This is a genomic window from Kitasatospora sp. NPDC058063, assembly GCF_042885395.1.
GTDB classification, from domain to species: Bacteria; Actinomycetota; Actinomycetes; order Streptomycetales; family Streptomycetaceae; genus Kitasatospora; species Kitasatospora lactacystinica.
Window position 1 is genome coordinate 297,554 of the sequence record NZ_JBHVSD010000004.1, and the last position, 19,280, is coordinate 316,833.

The window sequence follows — 19,280 nt, forward strand, 5'->3', positions numbered from 1 at the left end:
TGTCCGCCCGGCCGGGAGGCGGCACGCTCAGTGGTCGAGCGGGCTGGGCCGTCCCGGCCAGGCGGGCCGGCCCGGCTCCCCGGGCCGCCGCGGCTGGACGTAGTCGACCAGCTGCATCATGCCGAGGTCCTCGTGCTGGAGCTGGTGGCAGTGCAGGACGGTGCGGCCGGTGAAGTCCTCGTACTTGACCAGCAGGGTGACGGTGTCGCCCGGCTTGCCGCCGACCAGGTCGACGGTGTCCTGCCAGACCGGCGGGTCGAGCCGTCGGCCGTTGCGGTGGGTGACGAGGACGTGGTTGGTGTGCAGGTGGAAGGGGTGGTGGAAGGCCGGCATGGAGTCGTCGGTGTGCAGGGTCCAGCGTTCGACGGTGCCGAGTTCCAGGGTGTGGTTGACGAACTCGGGGTCGAACAGGCCGTAGGCGGGGTCGCGGGTGAGGTCGCCGCCGGGGTCGGCCGCGGGGGTGGGGTGGCTGCCGAGGACGCGGTAGGCGTTGGGGAACGGCGGGTCGAAGACCTTCGCGTCGACGTGGAAGACCACCTCGCGGTCGCTGCCCGGGTCGGCGAGGTCCTTCTCGTCGAGGAAGGGTTTGCCCTGCGGCAGCGCGGTCGGCAGTTCCATCGGCGGCCGGACGGCCTCGCCCGCCACCTCGATCGTCATCAGCGGCACGGGCACGCCCTTGGCCCGCAGTTCGTACGTCCCGGCCTCGCCGCCCCGGACCAGCACGTCGGCGCGGTTGCCCACGGCCAGGGAGACCGTCTCGGCGGCGACCGGCGCGGGGAAGGTCACGCCGTCCATCGCGATCTGATGCATCGTCAGCTTCTGCTCCCCGGAGGCGATCTGGAGCGAGAGGGTGGTGAAGGCGGTCGCCGCGACGAGGCGCCAGCGCTGGACCTCGCCGGGGCGCAGCGCGAGGGTGGGGTTGACCGCGCCGTTGACGGTGAAGGTGGGCGGGACGGCGGCCAGGGCGTCGCCGGAGGTGAACTCGGGGACCTTCCCGTCCTTGAGCCGGAGTTCGTTGACGCAGACGACCAGGTCGGCGGCGGCCTTGATCTGCGGCACCTCGTCGACGTCGCCCTCGACGATGATGACCCCGGCCATCCCTCCGGCGATCTGTTCGGCGGTGGCGCCGTGCGCGTGGGGGTGGTACCAGTAGGTCCCCGCCGGGTGGCCGGGCGGGATCTCGACGGTGGTCAGGTAGCGCGGCTCGGGGGCGCCGGCCGCGGCCTCGTCGGCGCTGCGCGGCGGGAATTCGCGCATGACGTTGTCGGCGTTCCCGGAGGGCGAGACGTGCAGGCCGTGGGTGTGCAGGTTGAAGCTGTTCGCGCGGTGCGGCCGGTTGTGTCCGCCGTGGTGCGGCGGGTTCGGCGGGTTCGGTGGCAGGCCGTTGACCTGGGTCAGCCAGAGCGTGTCCCCGGCGCGCACCCGCAGGGTGGGCCCCGGGATGGTGCCGTTGTAGGTGCGCGTGGTGACCGTCCCGTAGCCCGGGACGGCGGTGTCCGTGAACCGGACGTCGAGTGCCTGGTCGAGCACCGCCCTCGACCCGTCGGAGGCGGACCGGGAGCTGCGGACGGCCGGCTGCGGGAAGGGGGTCGCGGCCGTCGCGGCCGTCGCGGGCCCGGCGAGGAGCCCGTCGGAGCCCGCCACGAGGATGGCGGCTGCGGGAACGGCCTTGAGTACCGATCGTCGACTGATTCCGACAATTTCTCTCATAGCCGGGCAATCTAGGTCGACTTTCGCGGGCCCCCGGTCAGGCACACCGCGCGCCTGCCGGGGGTTGGGCCTTCCGTACCACGCTACGAACGCTCCGGGTGGGTCAGGTTGGCCCCGTTGCGGGGGTCGAAGACGTGGATGCGCGACGTGTCCACCCACAGCTCCAGCGGCCCGCCCTCGGCGGCGCGGGTGGCCGGGTTCAGCCGGGCCACCACACGGTGCTCCTGCATCCCGGTGTCGGCCCGGCCCGAGTCGGCGGCGAGTTCGGCCAGTTCGGCGAGTTCGGCAATTCCGGCGAGGCCGGCGAGGCCCTCGGTCGCCGCCGGTCCGCCCGCCTCCGCGAAGTGGACGTAGACGTCCGAGCCGACCGACTCCCGGACCTCGACGGTCACGGTGACGGTGACCCCTCCGGTGTGCCCCTCGGCCAGGGCGGCGTCCTCGAAGTCCTCGGGGCGGATGCCGACGATCAGTTCGCGCGGCGCGTCCGCGCGCTCCAGGGCGCGCCGGGTGCGGTCATCCAGCGGCAGGTCGCCCAGCGAGGTGCGCAGGGCGACCTGCTCCAGTGCGGCGCCGAGGAAGTTCATCCCGGGCGAGCCGATGAACCCGGCGACGAAGAGGTTCACCGGCTCGTCGTACAGCTGCTGCGGCGAGCCGACCTGCTGGACGATGCCGGAGCGCATCACCACCACCCGGTCGCCGAGCGTCATCGCCTCGACCTGGTCGTGGGTGACGTAGACGGTGGTGGTGCCCAGCCGGCGCTGGAGGGCGGCGATCTGGGTGCGCATCTGCACCCGGAGCTTGGCGTCCAGGTTGGACAGCGGCTCGTCCATCAGGAAGACCTTGGGGTCGCGGACGATCGCCCGGCCCATCGCGACCCGCTGGCGCTGCCCGCCGGAGAGGTTCGCGGGCTTTCGGTCGAGGTGCCGGGTCAGGTCCAGGATGCGGGCGGCCTCCTCGACCTTGGCGGCGATGGTCGGCTTGTCGACCTTGGCCAGGCGCAGCGCGAATCCCATGTTGTCGCGCACGCTCATGTGCGGGTAGAGGGCGTAGCTCTGGAAGACCATCGCGATGTCCCGGTCCTTGGGCGCGCGGTCGTTGACCACCTCCCCGGCGATCCGCAGGGTGCCCTCGGTGATGTCCTCCAGCCCGGCGATCATGTTGAGCGTGGTGGACTTGCCGCAGCCGGAGGGGCCGACCAGGATCACGAACTCGCCGTCGGCGATGGTGAGGTCGACGTCGCGGACGGCGAGGGCGCCGTCCGGGTAGCGCTTGGTGATGCCGTCGAGGACGATCTCGGCCACGATCCGCCTTCCTGGCCCGCCGGGTGGGGCGGGCTCAACCTCGGGAACTCGATGCAAGAACTCGATGCGGGCACTCGATGCGGGCACTCGATGGAGGTCTCAGCCCTTGACCGCGCCGGCGGTGAGCCCGGCGACGATGCGGCGCTGGAACAGCAGCACGAAGACCACGATCGGGATCGTGATGATCACGGCGGCGGCCGCGATCGAGCCGGTCGGCTGCTCGAACTGGGAGCTCCCGGTGAAGAAGGCGATCGCCGCCGGTACCGTCCGGGCCGAGGTGGTGGAGGTCAGCGAGATCGCGAACAGGAAGTCGTTCCAGCAGAAGATGAAGACCAGGATGCCGGTCGTGAACACGCCGGGTGCCGCCAGCGGCGCGATGACCAGCCGGAACGCCTGCCACGGCGTGGCGCCGTCCACCTTGGCCGCCTTCTCCAGGTCCCAGGGGATCTCCCGGAAGAACGCCGAGAGCGTGTAGATCGCCAGCGGCAGCGAGAAGGTCATGTACGGGATGATCAGCCCGGCCCAGGTGTCGAACAGCCCGAGCGCCCGCTCGATGTCGAACAGCGGCGACACCAGCGAGATCGGCGGGAACATCGCGATCAGCAGCGACACCCCGATCAGCAGCCGCTTGCCGGGGAAGCGCAGCCGGGCCACCGCGTACGCGGCCATGGTGCCGAGCACGACGGCGATGGTGGTGGCGATCACCGCGATGCCGATCGAGTTGACCAGGGCGCGGGTGAACTCGGAGGTCTGGAAGATGCCGCGGTAGTTGGCCAGGGTCCACTGGCGGGGCACGAAGGCGCCGTCGGAGAGGGTGCTCGGCTCCTTGAAGGAGAGCGCCACGATCCACCACACCGGGAAGAGCGCGTAGAGCACGACCACCAGGTTGGCGATGCCCCAGCCGGTCAGGGTCCGGGTGTGCCGGCCGCTCATCGGTGCTCCGGTTCCGCGCCGGGCGCGGCCGCGCCGAACAGTTTGACGAAGACCAGCGCGATGAGGGCCACGCAGACGAAGATCAGCACCGAGATCGCCGAGCCGATGCCCAGGTTGAGCGCGGTGAAGAGGTTGTCGTAGCCGAGGATCGACACCGAGCCGGTGCCGTTGGAACCGCCGGTCAGCACGTAGATGTTGTCGAAGATCCGGAAGGCGTCCAGGGTGCGGAAGAGCAGGGCGACCAGGATCGCCGGCTTCATCAGCGGCAGGATCACCAGTCGCAGCCGCTGCCCGAAGCTCGCGCCGTCGACCATCGCCGCCCGGACCGTCTCGTCCGGGACGAGGGCCAGGCCGGCGAGCAGCAGCAGCGCCATGAACGGGGTGGTCTTCCACACCTCCGCGAGGATGATCAGACCGACGGCCGGCCACTGCTCCGTCAGCGGGGCGCTGCCCTCCGGCAGCAGGGCGGCCAGGTATCCGGTGCCCGGGGTCCAGGCGTACTGCCAGGAGTAGGCCGCCACCACGGTGACGATCCCGTACGGCACCAGCACCGCGGTGCGCACCGTGCCGCGCCCGAAGAGCGTCCGGTGCATCACCAGCGCGAGCGCCAGGCCGAGCACCAGCTCGACCGCCACCGACACCACGGTGATCAGCACCGTGACGCCGAGCGCCTGCCACCAGAACGGCGAGGTCAGCACCGCGCCGTAGTTGGCGAGCCCGATCCAGTGCGCCTGCTCGGGGAAGCGCAGGTCGTAGCGCTGCAGGGACAGGTAGACGGCGTAGCCGATCGGGTAGGCGGTGACGCCGAGCATCACGATCACCGCGGGGGCGCACAGCAGCAGGCCCAGCCGGCGCTCCTGGCGGGCCCCGCGCGAGGGCCCGGCCGGTTGCGGTGCAGCCGCGGCGGCGGTCTCGGTGGACGGTGTCACGGGATCAGCCCCTTCGAGCCGAGGGCGTCCTGGATCTGCCCGCGGAGGTCGGCCACGTCCTTCTCCGGGTGGATGCCGGCGGGCGGGGAGAGGGTGTGCGAGATGGCGATGGAGACGTTCTGGTAGGCCGGGGTCTGCGGGCGCACGCTGGCGGAGTCGAGGGCGGCCAGCACGTCGGCGGCGAACGGGTAGCTGGCGGTGAGCTCGGCCGTCTCGTACAGGCTGCGCAGCGAGGGCGGCAGGCCGCCCTTCAGCGCGTTGGTGAGCTGGTTGTCCCGGTCGCGCAGGCAGAGGGTGGCCTCGGCGGCGAGGTCGGGGTGCCGGCTGTACGCGCCCACCGCGAGGTCGATCCCGCCGATGGTCACGCTGGCGGGGCGGTCGGCGCTCACCGCGGGGTACGGGGCCCAGCGGAAGTGCGGGAACAGCTCCGGTCGGTTGGCCTTCATCGAGGGGTAGACGAAGGGGTAGTTGAGTTCGAAGGCGGCCGTCCCGGACTCCATCGCGAGCCGGTTCTGGTCCTCCATCTGGTTCGGCAGCGAGGGGTCGGCGGCCACCGACGTCGCCAGGTCGTGCATCACCCCGGCGGCCGTGACGGCGGGCGCCCCGAGCGAGGGCGCCTGCGCGTCGGGGGTGAGGATCGTGCCGCCCGCGCTGGTGACCAGCGTGTTGAACCAGACCGTCAGCCCCTCGTACTGGGCGCCCTGGATCTCCACGAAGTGCGGCTTGCCCTCGGCGGCCAGCTGCTGCGCCCGGGAGAGCATCTCCGCCCAGGTCCCGGGCGGGGTCGGCACCAGGTCGTCGCGGTACCAGAGCAGCTGGGTGTTGGAGTTGTAGGGCACGGCGTACAGCCGGTCCCGCCAGGTCGCGGTCCGCACGGCCGCGTCGAGGGTGTCGGCGGTGGCCCGTGCGCGCATCTCCCCGGTCCACTCGCGGATCCAGCCGGCCTCGGCGAACTCGGCGGGCCAGGTGACGTCCAGGCCCAGGACGTCCACCTCGGTGTCGTGCGCCGCCATCCGGCGCACCAGCTGCTGGCGCTGGCCGTCGGCGCCGCGGGGCAGCTTGTTGTAGCGGATCGTGTAGCGGCCGCCGGACTGCTGCCCGCAGCGGTCGGCGGCCTGCTGGAGGGCGCCCGAGTCGTCCGGGAAGTTGTACCAGTTCAGGGTGACCGGGCCGCCGCTCCCACCGCCCCCGCAGCCCACCAGGGCGGAGGCGAACACGGCCAGTCCGGCGGCGGCGCTCGCCCACCGCGAGCGGAACGTGGGGACCCTCGGCATCGTTCTCCCGCGCTGGGACGGACCGGTCCGGCCGACCCTAGCCGGGCTCCCCCGGCCCGGCCCGGCCCTCCCGGGCCGCCGGGCCGGGCGACCAGCCGGACGGCGGAACCGGGCCCCGGGCTCCCGGGAGGCGCCGGTCCGGGTCGGCACGGATACTGGCCGCACCGAAACCTCCGGAGGCTGGGACCGCACCGGAACCGAGGAGCACGCCGTGACCGGACCCGTCGTCGTCGGATTCGACGGCTCACCCGAGAGCCTGGCCGCCGCCGCCTGGGCCGCCCATGAGGCGCAGCGCCGCGGCCTGCGCCTGGACGTCCTCCAGGCCTGGCCCCGGCCGAAGCAGATCGCCCCCGGGAGCAGACCCGGCGACCACCCCGCGCTGGCACAACTCGCCGAGCGGGAGAGCGAGTTGCGCACGCTCGCGCCGGAGGTGGAGGTCGCCGCCACCTCCGTGGCCGCCGATCCCGTCGAGGCGCTGGAGGCGGCCGCGCGCGGGGCCGCCCTGCTGGTGCTCGGCTCGCGCGGGCTGGGCACCCTGCGCGGCTTCCTGGTCGGCTCGGTGAGCCAGGAGGTGCTGCGCCGGGCGGACTGCCCGGTGGTGCTGATCCGGGCCGGCGGGGACGAACCGGACGGCGCGGTGACGGTCGGCCTCGACCTGGCGCACCCGGCGGACGAGGTGCTGGCCTTCGCCTTCGAGGCCGCCGCCCTGCGCTCGGCGCCGCTGCGCGTCCTCCACGTCTGGTCCCCGCCGGCCGGCAGCGAGTACATGTCCTACGGGGCGATCGGCGGTCTGGAGGGCGAGGTCTCCGCCGTCGAGCGCAGCGGGCTCGACGGGGCCCTGGACCCCTGGCGGGCCCGGCACCCCGAGGTGACGGTGACCACCGACCTGATCCGCGGCAAGCCCGCCGTCGACCTGGTGGACGCCGCCGCGACGGCCCGGCTGCTGGTCGTCGGCCGCCGCGTCCGGCGGATGCCGCTGCGCCACCACCACCTCGGCCCGGTCGCGCACGCCGCGATCCACCACGTGCACTGCCCGGTCGCGGTCGTCCCGTACGGCTGACCGGGAGCCGGCCCGGGCGCGCTACAGTCCGGTGCCATGAGTGAGTCCGTACGCCCGCCCTTCGGGAACTTCGCCTCCGCCGTGGCCGCGCTGGAGGCCGGCGCGGAGCTCGCCGCGCCCGTCGCCGACGCGCTGAAGAACTGGGACGACCAGGAGGCCGCCGCCTCGGTGCTCTACGTGGACAGCGATCCGCTGAAGGCGGACACCGCCGTGTTCTGCGCGGCCTACGACACCCCGCCGGAGCTCTCGGCGAACTGTGTGGTGGTGGCCGCCAAGCGCGCCGGGGAGGTGACCCTGGCCGCGTGCCTGGCCCTGGCCACCACCCGGGTGGACGTGAACAAGGCGGTGCGCACCCACCTGGGGGCGCGCAAGGCGTCCTTCGCGCCGATGGACACCGCGGTCGAGCTGACCGGCATGGAGTACGGCGGAATCACCCCCGTCGGCCTGCCCGGCGACTGGCCGCTGCTGATCGACGAGGCGGTGGCCGCGGCCCCGTGGGTGCTGGTCGGCAGCGGGCGGCGGCGGGGCAAGCTCATCCTGCCCGGGTGGGCGCTGGCGAAGCTGCCGGGCGCCCGGGTGCTGCCGGGCCTGGCCGGCAGCACCGGCTGACCGGCCCGGCGGCACCAGGGCCCGGAGCCAACGGAGCCGGAGCCGGCGGGCCCGGAGTCAGCGGGCCCGGGGGGCGAGACCGACCGGGCAGACCACCGGGGTGCCGTGCACCGGGTCGGTGAGGATCACGCTCTCCACCCCGTACAGCTCGCGCACCAGCTCCGGGGTGACGATGTCGCGCGGCGCGCCCTGGGCGGCCACCTCGCCGTCGCGCATGGCCACCATGTGGTCGGCGTAGCGGCAGGCGGTGCTGAGGTCGTGCAGGACGAGGACGACGGTGCGGCCGCGCCCGGTCGTCAGGCCGCGCACCATCTCCAGCACCTCCAGGGCGTGGCCCATGTCCAGCGCCGAGGTGGGTTCGTCGAGCATCAGGATGTCGGTGTCCTGGGCGACGGCCATGGCGATCCAGGCGCGCTGGCGCTGGCCGCCGGAGAGGGTGTCCAGCGGACGGTCGGCCAGCTCGTGCAGGTCGGCGGCGGTGAGCGCGTGCTCGACCGCCTCGGCGTCGGCGGCGGACCACTGTCGCAGCAGGCCCTGGTGCGGCTGGCGGCCGTAGCGGACCAGGTCACGGACGGTCAGCCCGTCCGGGGCGGTGGCGGACTGCGGCAGCAGGCCGATGATCCGGGCGATCGCGCGGGTGGACAGCGAGGTCAGCGGCTTGCCGTCGAGCAGCACGGCGCCGGAGCGCGGGGCGATGGTCCGGGCGAGGCCGCCGAGCAGGGTGGACTTGCCGCAGCCGTTCGGGCCGACGATGACGGTGACCTGCTGCCGCGGCAGTTCGAGGTCGAGCTCGCGGACCACGATGGTGCGGTCGTGGCCGAGGCTCAGCGCGCTGGTCGCCAGCCGGGGCGCTCCGGCGGCGGTCGCGTCGGGCGCGGCGGTCCCGTCGGGCGCGGCGGTCCCGTCGGGCGCGGCGGTCGCGGTGGTCGCGGTGCGGGCGGTCATGCGGTCCTCCGGGGACGGGTGGTGAGCAGCAGCCAGAGCAGGTACGGGCCGCCCACGACGGCGGTGACCAGGCCGGCCGGGACCTCGATCGGCGACAGGACGGTGCGGCCGAGCAGGTCGGCGAGCAGGGTGAAGGCGGCTCCGGCGGCGGCCGAGGTGAGCACCGGGACGCAGCGCGGTCCGGCGATCCGGCGGGCGGCCTCGGGCGCGGCGAGCGCGATCATGCCGAGCGGTCCGGCGACGGCCACCGCCAGGCCCGCGCAGACCACGGCGACCACCAGGACGCCGACCCGCAGGCCGCGCACCCGGACGCCCAGCCCGGTGGCGACGGCGTCGGAGAATCGCAGCAGCGACAGCCGGCGGCCGAGCAGCACGGCGGCGGGCAGGCAGACCAGCAGACCGAGCAGGAGCAGCCCGACGGCGTCGGCGTCCCGGCTGTTGAGGGTGCCGACCGTCCAGGCGTACGCGGAGTTGGCGGCGTCGATGGCGGCGCGGGAGAGCATCAGGTTGGTCACCGCGCCGAAGACCGCGCCGATGCCGAGGCCGACGACCAGGAAGCGGTAGCCGTTGCGGCCGGCCCCGCCACCGAGGGCGAAGGCGAGCGAGGCGGCGGTGGCGGCGCCCACCAGGGCGGCGGCGGAGGGCAGCAGCTGGGTGGCGACGCCGGTGACGGAGGCGACGGCGAAGGCGGTGGCGCCCTCGTTGAAGCCGACGGTGTCCGGGGTGGCCAGCCGGTTCTGGGCGAGGGTCTGCATCAGGCAGCCCGCGACGCCGAGGGCGGCGCCGACGGCCAGTGCGGCCTCGGCGCGGGGCAGCCGCAGTTTCTCCACCAGCAGCACGTCGCGTGCGGTGCCGTCGCCGAAGGCGGCGCGCAGGGCGGTCACCGGGTCGAGGTTCGTCTCACCGACGGCCAGGCAGACGGCGGTCACCGCGACCAGGACGAGCAGCAGGGCGGCGCCGCCGAGCAGCGGCCGGACCGGGACGAGCACCGAGCGGCCGCCGAGGGCGAGCAGCCGGGTGCCGGGCGGGGTCGGCGGCCGGGTCGCGGCCGATGGCGTGCCGGGGCTCGCGGCGTTCTTCGCTGCGGCGGCTTTCGCGGTCTTCACGGTGGAGGTCACAGCGCGGGCATTCTGTGCGAGCGGACGACGGCGACCAGGACGGGGGCGCCGCACAGGGCGGTCATCACGCCGAGCGGCATCTCGTACGGGCGGGCCACCAGCCGGGAGGCCACGTCGGCGAGCAGCACGACGGCGGGCCCCAGCAGGGCGGAGACCACGAGCAGCCGGCGCAGGTCCGGGCCGACCAGGGCCCGGGCGGCGAAGGGCACCACCAGGCCGACGAAGGAGACCGGTCCGGCGATCGCGGTGGCGGCGCCGACCAGCAGGGCGACGGCGGTCACCGCGAGGGCGCGGGCCCGGCGGGGCTTGTGGCCGAGGCCGGTGGCGACGTCGTCGCCGAGGCTGAGCGCGGTCAGCGCCGGGCCGGAGAGCAGGGCCAGGACCAGACCGAGCAGCAGCACCGGCAGTACGGCCAGCAGTTGGTCGGTGCCGCGGCCGGCGACCGAGCCGATGGTCCAGAACCGGATCTCGTCGGCGGCCCGGGCGTCGGACAGCAGCAGGACGGAGGAGCCGGCGTTCATCAGCCCGCTCAGCGCCGCGCCGGCGAGCACCAGGCGGACGGGGTCGTCGCCGGCGCCGCGCAGCCGGGCCGCGCCGAGCGCCAGCAGGCAGCCGGCGGCGGCGCCCAGCACGGCGACGTACGGGCCGACGCTCGCGGCGCTGGCGCCGAGCACGATCGCGATCACGACGGCGAAGGAGGCGCCGGTGCTGACGCCGAGCAGGCCGGGCTCGGCCAGCGGGTTGCGGGCGGCGGCCTGCAGCACGGTGCCGGCCACGCCGAGCGCGAGCCCGACCGCGAGGGCCACGGCGGTCCGCGGGACGCGCAGGTGGAAGACGGTGAACCGGGAGTCGGAGTCGCCGTCACCGAGCAGGGTGGCGAACGCCCGTGACGGCCCCACGTCTCCCGCGCCGAGCAGCAGGCTCGCCAGCACGGCGAGCAGCAGTATCGCGCCGGCGGGCAGCAGTCCGCGCAGCAGGAGTGATCGGAATGTCACACCGGGCCTCCCCGTCAGGGCCTTACGTATGGTTAGGCTAACCTCAGAAAAACGGTTCGTCCGTAAACTACCATTCCTCGGAGAACACCCATGCTTGGCACCCGCTTTACCAAGACCCTGCTCGGAACGGCCGTCGTCGGCGCCCTCGCCCTGGGCCTGACCGCGTGCGGCTCCTCGGGTTCCGGCAGCTCCGCGGGTGGCTCCGACTCCTCCTCCACCGCCGCGAAGAGCGGCAAGCGCAGCATCGACACCGCCTTCGGCGCCGTGGAGGTCCCGGCCGAGGCCAAGAAGGTCGTCGCCCTCAACGACACCTCGCTGGACACCGCCCTCTCGCTCGGCGTCACCCCGGTGGGCACCAGCGCCAGCCGCGGCGGCACCACCGCCCCCGCCTACCTGAAGGCCGACGCCGTCCCGCTGGTCGCCACGGTCAAGGAGCCCAACATCGAGGCCATCCTCAAGGCCGGCCCCGACCTCATCCTGGCCTCCTCGGGCATCGAGAAGTCCCAGTACGAGAAGCTCTCCGCGGTGGCGCCGACCATCGTCCCCAAGGCCGGCGACTGGCGCTCGGTGCTCGCCGTGTACGGCGACGCCCTCGGCCACAAGGACGACCTGACCGCCAAGCTGGACGCGCTGGACAAGCGCGCCGCCAAGGCCGGCGAGGGCAAGACCGGCAGCGCCGTCGTGATGCGCTGGATGCCCAACGGGCCGATCGTGATGAACACCACCAACATGCCCGGCGACCTGCTGAAGAAGGCCGGCGCCGGCACCATGCCGATCGCCGACGGCCTGGGCGCCCAGCCCCACTCGGACCCGCTGTCCCTGGAGAACCTCAACAAGGCCGACGCCGACCGGGTGTTCGTCGCCACCCTGAACGCCGAGGGCGAGAAGGCCCTGGAGACCGCCCGCAAGCAGGAGGCGTTCACCCGCCTCAAGGCCGTCGGCACCAACCAGCTCATGGGCGTCGACGGCCAGGTGTGGAGCAGCAGCTCCGGCCCGATCGCGGCGGAGAAGGTCGTCGAGGACATCGAGAAGGCCTTCGGCGCGAAGTAGCCGCCCCGGCCGGGGAATTACCCCCCCGAGCATTCCGAAGGGCCGCCGTCGCAGCGAATGCGGTGACGGCCCTTCCGGCGGTTCCCACCGGCGGCGCGGGCCGGCGGCGACGCGTTGTGAACAACGGACCCCCGGGCAGCTGCCCGGGGGTCCGCCGTCATGCCTCCAGGACCAGCCGCAGGAGTTCGCGCAGCGACCCGCGCTGCTCGGCGTCGAGCCGGGCCAGCGGGTCGCCGGCGAAGGGCATGCGGGCGCGCAGATCCGCGGCGACCTCGCGGCCGGCGGCGGTGGCGGCGACGTGCTTGACGCGACGGTCGGCGGGGTCGACGCTGCGCTCGACCAGGCCGCGGGACTCCAGGCGGTCGACGATCACCGTCACATTGGACGGCTCCGCGTGCAGCCGCTCGGCGATCCGGCGCGTCGGGACCGGAACCTCGGCGGCGAGCAGCGCCTTGGCCTGCAGCGCGGTCAGGTCGTGGGCCGCCGCGGCCGCCTCGGACTCCCGGCCGTAGCGGCGGTTGACGGCCGCGAAGAGTCCGACGATCTCCTGGGTGAGGTCATCCGATGGGTGGGACATGACCACCAGACTATCCAGGTGCTTGACAAAGTGAAATGTCAGCCCACATAGTTATGGATCATATTGGTTATGATCCATAAGCACTGGGAGTCCAGCGAGATGAGCGACCGGACCGTCCTGATCACCGGCACCTCCTCCGGCATCGGCCTGGCCACCGCCGTCGCCGCCGCCCGCGCCGGCTGGCACGTCATCGCCACCATGCGCAACACCGCCAAGGCCGGCCCGCTGCTGGCGGCCGCCGAGGAAGCCGGGGTCACCGTCGACCTCCGGACGCTCGACGTCACCGACCCCGCGTCGGTCGAAGCCTGCCTGGCCGGCGTCGACCGGCTGGACGCGCTGGTCAACAACGCCGGCGCCGGCCACATCGGCACCCTGGAGCAGGAGAGCGTCGACGCCGTCCGCGCCGTCATGGAGGTCAACTTCTTCGGGGTGCTGCACGTCACGAAGGCCGCCCTGCCCCTGCTGCGGGCGAGCAAGGGCCGCGTGCTGACCGTGACCAGCGTCGGCGGCGTGGTCGGCCAGCCCTTCAACGAGGCCTACTGCGCCGCCAAGTTCGCGGTCGAGGGCTACATGGAGTCCCTCGCCCCGGTCGCGGCCACCGCCGGTGTGTCCGTCAGCGTCGTCGAGCCGGGCGCGGTGGCCAGCGAGTTCGTCGGCAACGTGGGCCTGACGGACGACGCGACCGAACAGGCCGGACCGTACGCCCCGGCCCTGGCCGCCTACCTGGACCGCACCCGCGGCGCCTTCGCCAACGCCCAGGCGGCCGAGGACGTGGCCACCGGAATCCTCGACCTGCTCGCCGCCGAACGACCCGCGTTCCGGATGCTCACCTCCGACGCCGCCCGGGCCTTCGCCGGGGTCAAGCTCAAGGACCTCGACGGCTCGGCCGTCCAGGGCCTCACCTCCGGCTGGGTCGCCTAGTCGATCACCGGGGCAGGAAGCCCGCGAGCGGCACGATGGCCGGGACCGGGGTGGGCGCGGCAAGGCCGCCGCGCCCACCCCGCCCGCCGTCAGCCGGCGAGTTCCTCGCGCAGCAGGCGGGCGGCGGCGACCAGGCTCTCCAGGGAGGCCCGGGTCTCCGGCCAGCCACGGGTCTTCAGCCCGCAGTCCGGGTTGACCCAGAGCCGCTCCGCCGGGATCGCCGCCAGGCCCGCGCGCAACAACGAGACGGCCTCGTCGGTGCTGGGGACGCGCGGGGAGTGGATGTCCCAGACGCCGGGGCCGACCTCGCGCGGGTAGCCCGCCCCGGCCAGCTCGCCGGCCACCTCCATGTGGGAACGGGTGGCCTCCAACGAGATCACGTCCGCGTCGAGTTCGTCGATCGCCGTCATGATCGCGCCGAACTCGGCGTAGCACATGTGGGTGTGAATCTGGGTGTCCGCGCGGACGCCGGAGGTGGCGAGGCGGAAGGCCTCGGTGGCCCACGCCAGGTACGCCGGGCGGGCGGCGGCCCGCAGCGGGAGGGTCTCGCGCAGCGCCGGCTCGTCGACCTGCACGACGGCGGCGCCGGCCGCCTCCAGGTCGACGACCTCCTCGCGCAGGGCGAGGGCCACCTGCCGGGCGGTGTCGGCGAGCGGCTGGTCGTCGCGGACGAAGGACCAGGCGAGCATGGTGACCGGGCCGGTCAGCATGCCCTTGACCGGGCGATCGGTCAGGCCCTGCGCGTAGCCGAACCAGTCGGTGGTCATCGGATGCGGACGGGAGATGTCCCCGGCCAGCACCGGCGGGCGCACGTACCGGGTGCCGTACGACTGGACCCAGCCGTGCCGGGTGGCGAGGTAGCCGGTGAGCTGCTCGGCGAAGTACTGGACCATGTCGTTGCGCTCGGGCTCGCCGTGCACCAGGACGTCCAGCCCGGCCTTCTCCTGGTAGGCGACGACCTCGCGGACCTCCGCCTCCATCCGCTCCCGGTAGGCCGGGGCGTCGATCCGACCCGCCGTCAGATCGGCGCGGGCGGTGCGCAGTTCGGTGGTCTGCGGGAAGGAGCCGATGGTGGTGGTCGGCAGCAGCGGCAGCCCGAGCCGGGCGCGCTGGGCCTCGGCCCGTACGGGGTAGGGCTGGGCGCGCCGGGTGTCGTCGGCGGTGACGGCGGCGGCGCGGGCGCGCACCGCCGGGTCGCGGGTGATCGGGGAGTTGGCGCGGGAGGCGAGGTCGGCGCGGTTGGCGGCGAGCTCGGCGGTGATCGCGCCGGTGCCCTCGCGCAGGCCCCGGGCGAGCAGTGCCGCCTCGCCGGCCTTCTGCCGGGCGAAGGCCAGCCAGCGGGCGATCTGCGGGTCGATGTCGCGCTCCGCGGCGGCGTCGATCGGCACGTGCAGCAGCGAGCAGGACGGCGCCACGTCGACGGTGTCGGCGAGGCCCAGCAGGGTCGCCAGGGTCGCCAGCGACTTCTCCAGGTCGTTGATCCAGATGTTGCGCCCGTCGATCACCCCCGCCACCAGCCGCTTGCCGGGCAGGCCGCCGGCGGCGGCGAGGTCCTCCAGGTTGGCGGCGGCCGGGCCGGTGAAGTCCAGCGCCAGGCCCTCGACCGGGGCCTTGGCCAGCACCGGCAGCGCCTCGCCGAGCCGGTCGAAGTAGCTCGCGACCAGCAGCTTGGGCCGCTCGGTGAGACCGCCCAGTTCGCGGTAGGCGCGGGCGGCCGCGTTCAGCTCGGCCGGGGTGCGGTCCTGCACCAGCGCGGGCTCGTCCAGCTGCACCCACGCGGCGCCGGCGGCGCGCAACTCGGCCAGCAGCCGGGCGTAGACGGGCAGCAGCCGGTCCAGCAGGGTGATCGGCTGGAAGTCGGCGGCCACCCCGGGCGCCGGCTTGGCGAGCAGCAGGTAGGTCACCGGGCCGACCAGCACCGGCCGGGCGGCGTGGCCGAGCAGCAGCGCCTCGCGCAGCTCGCCGACCGCCTTGGCCGGGTTCGCGGCGAACACCGTGTCCGGGCCCAACTCCGGCACCAGGTAGTGGTAGTTGGTGTCGAACCACTTGGTCATCTCCAACGGAGCGACGTCCTGGTTGCCGCGCGCCATCGCGAAGTACCCGTCCAGCGGGTCGGCGTCGACCGCCTCCCGGTGCCGCGGCGGGATCGCACCGACCGCCACGGTGGTGTCCAGCACGTGGTCGTAGAGCGAGAAGTCCCCGGTCGGGACCTCTTCGACGCCGGAGTCGGCGAGCTGCTGCCAGTTCGTCCGACGCAGGTCGGCGGCGGTCGCCAGCAGCGCCCCGGCCGCTACCGCGCCGTTCCAGTACCCCTCGATCGCCTTCTTCAATTCACGGCCCCGGCCCTGGCGGGGGTAGCCGTGGGCGGTGGCGACGCTCGCCGCGGCTGCGGACTTCGTGGTCAAGGGACTCTCCTTCGCGAGTCTGGATCCTCAAGTGCCCGGTGACGGCACGAGGACGCGAAGGGATGACGGACCGGACGGACGACCGCACCCGTGCGCGGCTCCGCCCGATATGGTCGCCGACCCGCCCACGAGGTCACCGGATGGCCGGGCGCGAACGCTCGCGCACGGGCAGTGGCAGGTCTTCGGACTCGCGGGCACACCCACCTCGGCCGAAACCGGGGCGGACACCTACTGGCCGTCGCTTCCCAGACCCGTCCCGGGTCCAGTGCGTATGACGGCGGTCGTTCCCACTCACCGCTGCGGGGCAGTCCCGGACTGGCCAGTTGAAAGGCGTCACCGGGTTCCCTCTTACGACACCCTGCCTGGCGGACAGGGCGAACCAGCTGCACCGCCAGCTTAGGGGCAAACCGTCGGCGTCGAGGCGGAAATCTCGCAAGGCGTCCGCGTGCTGAGACGCGGGCTCCGCGCCCGGCCCGGGCGGCGCACCCGGGAGCGGGCGGCAGAATGGCTCCCATGCGGCACATCTTCGTCATCGGCATCGGCGCGGGCGACCCCGACCACCTCACCCTGCAAGCGGTCAAGGCGATCGGTCGCACCGACGTCTTCTTCATCCTCGACAAGAGCGAGGAACGGCAGGACCTGATCGGGCTGCGCCGCCGGATGCTGGCCGACCACGGACGGCCCGGGCACCGCCTGGTCGCGGCGCCGGACGCCGAACGGGACCGCGCCACCCCCGCGTACGCGGCCGCCGTGGACGACTGGCGCGTCCGCCGCGCCGATCTGGTCGAACGGCTGGTCGCCGAGCACCTCGGCCCGGGCGAGAACGGCGCCTTCCTGGTCTGGGGCGACCCCGCCCTCTACGACAGCGTCATCGCCGTGATGGACGACGTGTCGAACCGGGGCGGCGTGCCCTTCGCGTACGAGGTGATCCCGGGCATCAGCAGCGTCTCCGCGCTCGCCGCCCGGCACCGCACCACGCTGACCCGGGTCGGCCGGCCGGTGCAGATCACCACCGGCCGCCGCCTCGCCGAGGGGTTCCCCGAGGGGGTGGACGACGTGGTGGTGATGCTCGACGGCCGGGCCGCCTTCGCCGGGATCGACCCCGAGGGGATGGAGATCCACTACGGCGCGTACCTCGGCACCCCCGACGAGGTGCTCGTCTCCGGTCCGCTCGCCGAGGCCGCCCCGCGCATCCGCGAGCTGCGCGAGCGGGCCCGGGAGCGCAAGGGCTGGATCATGGACACCTACCTGCTGCGACGCTCGGACGGCTGCCCCGACGCCTGACGGAGGCTCGACGGGCCACAGTGGCACCACCGTGCGCGCCGGACTCGTACCGGTTTCCCTGACACCGAGGACCTGCCGTCGACCATGCGGTCGGACGTCCTGCCAAGTCCGGGGCACCGGCCCGCCGCGTCGGGCGGCGGCCTCAGTCCAGGAGCTTCGCCACCACCCGGTCGAGCGCGCGGAGGTCCTCCGGCGGCAGCGCGAGCAGCGCGTCCGGCGGCGTGGCGAGGATCCCGGTGGCGAGCGCGGCCTTCGCCTCGCCCTCCTCGGTGAGGTGGACCAGCTTGGAGCGCCGGTCCGCCGGGTTGGTGATGCGCTCGGCGAGCCCGCGCCGCACCAGGTCGTCCACGATGACGCTGGTGTACGGCGGGTCGGCGGTCAGCCGCTCGGCCAGCTCCCGCAGGGTGATCGGGCCGGCGGCGAGCCGGCGCAGCGCCCTGACCCGGCTGAAGCTCATGCCGAGGGCTTCGGCGACGGTCCTGCGGCGGTCGTGGCGCTCCAGCACGAGCGCGTACATCCCCTGCCAGACCCGGGCCGCCGTCGCGGCGTCCGTCCCGCTCCCCTCCGGGTGCCCACCGGTGTCGAGGCGCTCCATCAGGCGTCCACCGTCTCCTTCGTCTCCGTGCTTCCCTCGGCCGCCTCCTCGGCGGCGAGCCGCCGCGCCGTGCGCTCGGCCGTCGCCCGGGCCCAGCGGCCGGAAGTGAGCGTACCGGTGACCAGCACGGCGGCGCCGCAGCCGGCGATGATCCACCATGCCGTCCGGGCCGCCCCGGTGAAGGCCGCCGGGTCCGCGAGGGCGCTGCCGGCCATCAGGGCGCCGGTGACCGCGACGCCCAGGGACTGGCCGACCTGTCGGCTGGTGGAGGCCACCGCCGCCGCCACGCCGGCCTGCGAGCGGGGCATCCCGGAGACGGCGGTGTTGGTGATGGGCGCGTTGACCAGGCCGAAGCCGGTACCGAAGAGCAGGAAGGCGAGGACCAGCAGCCAGCTCGGCAGGTGCTCGGAGTAGCCGACCGCCTGGAGCACTGCGCTCGCGGTCAGCGCCGCCCCGGCCAGCAGCAGCGGCGTGCGCGGCCCCCGGGCGGCCACCATCCGGCCGGACAGCGGCGCGGTGAGCAGCGACATGACCGCCATCGGCAGCATGAAGAGTCCGGCGTGCAGCGGGTCGAGCCCGCGGACGTCCTGGAGGTACAGGGAGGTGAGGAAGAGGAAGCCGCCGAGGCCGGCGAAGGCGGCGACCGCGATGACGGTGGCGCCGGAGAAGGGCGCGGATCGGAAAAACCGCAGATCGATCAGCGGGTCGGTGCGCCGGGGTTCGTACCGCAGCAGGCCCAGCAGCGCGCCGAGGGAGGCCGCCGTGCAGCCGAGCACCACGGGCGAGGTCCAGCCGCGCTCCGGCGACTCGATGATCGCGTAGGTGAGGGCGGCGAGCACCACGACGACCAGCAGCTGGCCGACCGGGTCCACCCGGCGGGTGCGGGCCGCCCGCGACTCCGGCACGTAGCGGGTGGTGAGGAAGAGGGCGGCCAGGCCGATCGGGACGTTGATCCAGAAGATCGCCCGCCAGCCGGCCGACTCCACCAGCGCCCCGCCGATGATCGGCCCGGCGGCCATGCTGATGCCCACCACGCCGCTCCAGACGCCGATCGCCCGGGCGCGCTGCCGGGAGTCGGTGAAGGTGTTGCTGATGATCGACATGGCGACGGGGTTGAGCATCGATCCGCCGACCGCCTGGAGCATCCGCGCGGCGATCAGCCAGCCGAGCCCGGGGGCCAGGCTGCACAGCAGGGAGGCCGCGGTGAACACCACCAGTCCGATCCGGAACACCCGGCGGCGGCCGATCCGGTCGGCGGTCGAGCCGGAGAGCATCAGCAGGCTCGCCAGCACCAGGGTGTAGGCGTCGACCGTCCACTGCAGGCCGGACACCGTGGTGTCCAGGTCGCGCCGGACGGCGGGCAGGGCCACGTTCAGGATGGTGTTGTCGAGGCTGACGATCAGCAGGCTCATGCAGCAGATGGCGAGCACGAGCCAGGGCCGCGGTCGAGCGGCATCGGGCATGACGAACGCTCCAGAGTTATTTGTGTTGTTGTAATCATTGTAATGCTACAACTAATCCGGGAGGCGACTCCACCCCCGACCGGCCCTGGACAGCGCAACGGCCGCACCCCG

At 73.8% G+C, this 19,280-nt stretch carries 17 protein-coding genes and 1 riboswitch; of the genes, 5 read left to right on the forward strand and 12 right to left on the reverse strand.

What is annotated here, in order from left to right; all coding sequences use genetic code 11:
* Window positions 1-27 precede the first annotated feature (27 nt).
* The 5 genes from ACFVUY_RS09265 to ACFVUY_RS09285 all read right to left on the reverse strand — a co-directional run bounded on the left by ACFVUY_RS09265 (window position 28) and on the right by ACFVUY_RS09285 (window position 6,147).
* On the reverse strand, window positions 28-1,710 hold the full coding sequence (locus ACFVUY_RS09265; protein ID WP_387728511.1) for a multicopper oxidase family protein: 1,683 nt from the start codon (window positions 1,708-1,710) through the stop codon (window positions 28-30).
* Window positions 1,711-1,793: 83 nt separating this feature from the next.
* Window positions 1,794-3,011, reverse strand: a complete 1,218-nt coding sequence (locus ACFVUY_RS09270) for an ABC transporter ATP-binding protein (protein WP_387728513.1) — start codon at window positions 3,009-3,011, stop codon at window positions 1,794-1,796.
* Between the two features lie 99 nt (window positions 3,012-3,110).
* On the reverse strand, window positions 3,111-3,944 hold the full coding sequence (locus ACFVUY_RS09275; RefSeq protein WP_387686537.1) for a carbohydrate ABC transporter permease: 834 nt from the start codon (window positions 3,942-3,944) through the stop codon (window positions 3,111-3,113).
* Window positions 3,941-4,873, reverse strand: a complete 933-nt coding sequence (locus ACFVUY_RS09280) for a sugar ABC transporter permease (protein WP_359898313.1) — start codon at window positions 4,871-4,873, stop codon at window positions 3,941-3,943. Before ACFVUY_RS09280 ends, ACFVUY_RS09275 begins: the two co-directional genes overlap by 4 nt.
* Complete coding sequence (locus ACFVUY_RS09285; protein WP_387728516.1) at window positions 4,870-6,147, reverse strand: ABC transporter substrate-binding protein; 1,278 nt, start codon at window positions 6,145-6,147, stop codon at window positions 4,870-4,872. Before ACFVUY_RS09285 ends, ACFVUY_RS09280 begins: the two co-directional genes overlap by 4 nt.
* Window positions 6,148-6,358: 211 nt before the next feature.
* On the opposite strand from ACFVUY_RS09285, the gene ACFVUY_RS09290 reads away from it, so the two are divergent.
* Window positions 6,359-7,207, forward strand: coding sequence for a universal stress protein (locus ACFVUY_RS09290; RefSeq protein WP_387728518.1), 849 nt, complete (start codon window positions 6,359-6,361; stop codon window positions 7,205-7,207).
* 36 nt (window positions 7,208-7,243) lie between these two features.
* Window positions 7,244-7,816: a YbaK/EbsC family protein gene (locus tag ACFVUY_RS09295; RefSeq protein WP_387686545.1), complete on the forward strand. Its 573-nt coding sequence runs from the start codon at window positions 7,244-7,246 to the stop codon at window positions 7,814-7,816.
* A 57-nt stretch (window positions 7,817-7,873) separates the two neighbouring features.
* Here ACFVUY_RS09295 and ACFVUY_RS09300 read toward each other — a convergent pair whose 3' ends face one another.
* Genes ACFVUY_RS09300 through ACFVUY_RS09310 form a run of 3 tightly spaced genes read right to left on the reverse strand, consistent with a single transcriptional unit; the run spans window position 7,874 to window position 10,874 of the window.
* Window positions 7,874-8,761 carry an ABC transporter ATP-binding protein gene (locus tag ACFVUY_RS09300; RefSeq protein ID WP_387728520.1) on the reverse strand — a complete coding sequence of 296 codons (888 nt, stop codon included), beginning with the start codon at window positions 8,759-8,761 and terminating at the stop codon, window positions 7,874-7,876.
* Window positions 8,758-9,879 (reverse strand): FecCD family ABC transporter permease, encoded by a 1,122-nt coding sequence (locus ACFVUY_RS09305; RefSeq protein ID WP_387728523.1) that lies wholly within the window; start codon window positions 9,877-9,879, stop codon window positions 8,758-8,760. Before ACFVUY_RS09305 ends, ACFVUY_RS09300 begins: the two co-directional genes overlap by 4 nt.
* Window positions 9,876-10,874: an iron ABC transporter permease gene (locus tag ACFVUY_RS09310; protein ID WP_359898319.1), complete on the reverse strand. Its 999-nt coding sequence runs from the start codon at window positions 10,872-10,874 to the stop codon at window positions 9,876-9,878. The genes ACFVUY_RS09305 and ACFVUY_RS09310 overlap by 4 nt, the downstream gene beginning before the upstream one ends.
* A gap of 90 nt (window positions 10,875-10,964) precedes the next feature.
* On the opposite strand from ACFVUY_RS09310, the gene ACFVUY_RS09315 reads away from it, so the two are divergent.
* Complete coding sequence (locus ACFVUY_RS09315; RefSeq protein WP_387728526.1) at window positions 10,965-11,924, forward strand: ABC transporter substrate-binding protein; 960 nt, start codon at window positions 10,965-10,967, stop codon at window positions 11,922-11,924.
* Between the two features lie 157 nt (window positions 11,925-12,081).
* Here ACFVUY_RS09315 and ACFVUY_RS09320 read toward each other — a convergent pair whose 3' ends face one another.
* Window positions 12,082-12,501: a MarR family winged helix-turn-helix transcriptional regulator gene (locus ACFVUY_RS09320; protein ID WP_387728529.1), complete on the reverse strand. Its 420-nt coding sequence runs from the start codon at window positions 12,499-12,501 to the stop codon at window positions 12,082-12,084.
* 69 nt (window positions 12,502-12,570) lie between these two features.
* Between ACFVUY_RS09320 and ACFVUY_RS09325 the strand changes: the two genes are divergently transcribed.
* The gene (locus ACFVUY_RS09325) at window positions 12,571-13,422 is read left to right on the forward strand and encodes an SDR family oxidoreductase (protein ID WP_387728531.1); all 852 of its coding nucleotides are present in this window, start codon (window positions 12,571-12,573) and stop codon (window positions 13,420-13,422) included.
* 89 nt (window positions 13,423-13,511) lie between these two features.
* On the opposite strand, the gene metE is transcribed toward ACFVUY_RS09325, so the two are convergent.
* Window positions 13,512-15,827, reverse strand: coding sequence for a 5-methyltetrahydropteroyltriglutamate--homocysteine S-methyltransferase (metE, locus tag ACFVUY_RS09330; RefSeq protein WP_387728534.1), 2,316 nt, complete (start codon window positions 15,825-15,827; stop codon window positions 13,512-13,514).
* Between the two features lie 155 nt (window positions 15,828-15,982).
* A riboswitch (cobalamin riboswitch) is annotated at window positions 15,983-16,226 on the reverse strand.
* A gap of 114 nt (window positions 16,227-16,340) precedes the next feature.
* Here metE and cobF point away from each other — a divergent pair.
* Window positions 16,341-17,111, forward strand: coding sequence for a precorrin-6A synthase (deacetylating) (cobF, locus tag ACFVUY_RS09335; protein WP_387728537.1), 771 nt, complete (start codon window positions 16,341-16,343; stop codon window positions 17,109-17,111).
* Window positions 17,112-17,253: 142 nt separating this feature from the next.
* Here cobF and ACFVUY_RS09340 read toward each other — a convergent pair whose 3' ends face one another.
* Together ACFVUY_RS09340 and ACFVUY_RS09345 are read right to left on the reverse strand one after the other, a co-directional pair.
* Window positions 17,254-17,706 (reverse strand): MarR family transcriptional regulator, encoded by a 453-nt coding sequence (locus ACFVUY_RS09340; RefSeq protein ID WP_359898326.1) that lies wholly within the window; start codon window positions 17,704-17,706, stop codon window positions 17,254-17,256.
* Complete coding sequence (locus tag ACFVUY_RS09345) at window positions 17,706-19,169, reverse strand: MFS transporter (protein WP_387728538.1); 1,464 nt, start codon at window positions 19,167-19,169, stop codon at window positions 17,706-17,708. The genes ACFVUY_RS09340 and ACFVUY_RS09345 overlap by 1 nt, the downstream gene beginning before the upstream one ends.
* Window positions 19,170-19,280: the final 111 nt, after the last annotated feature.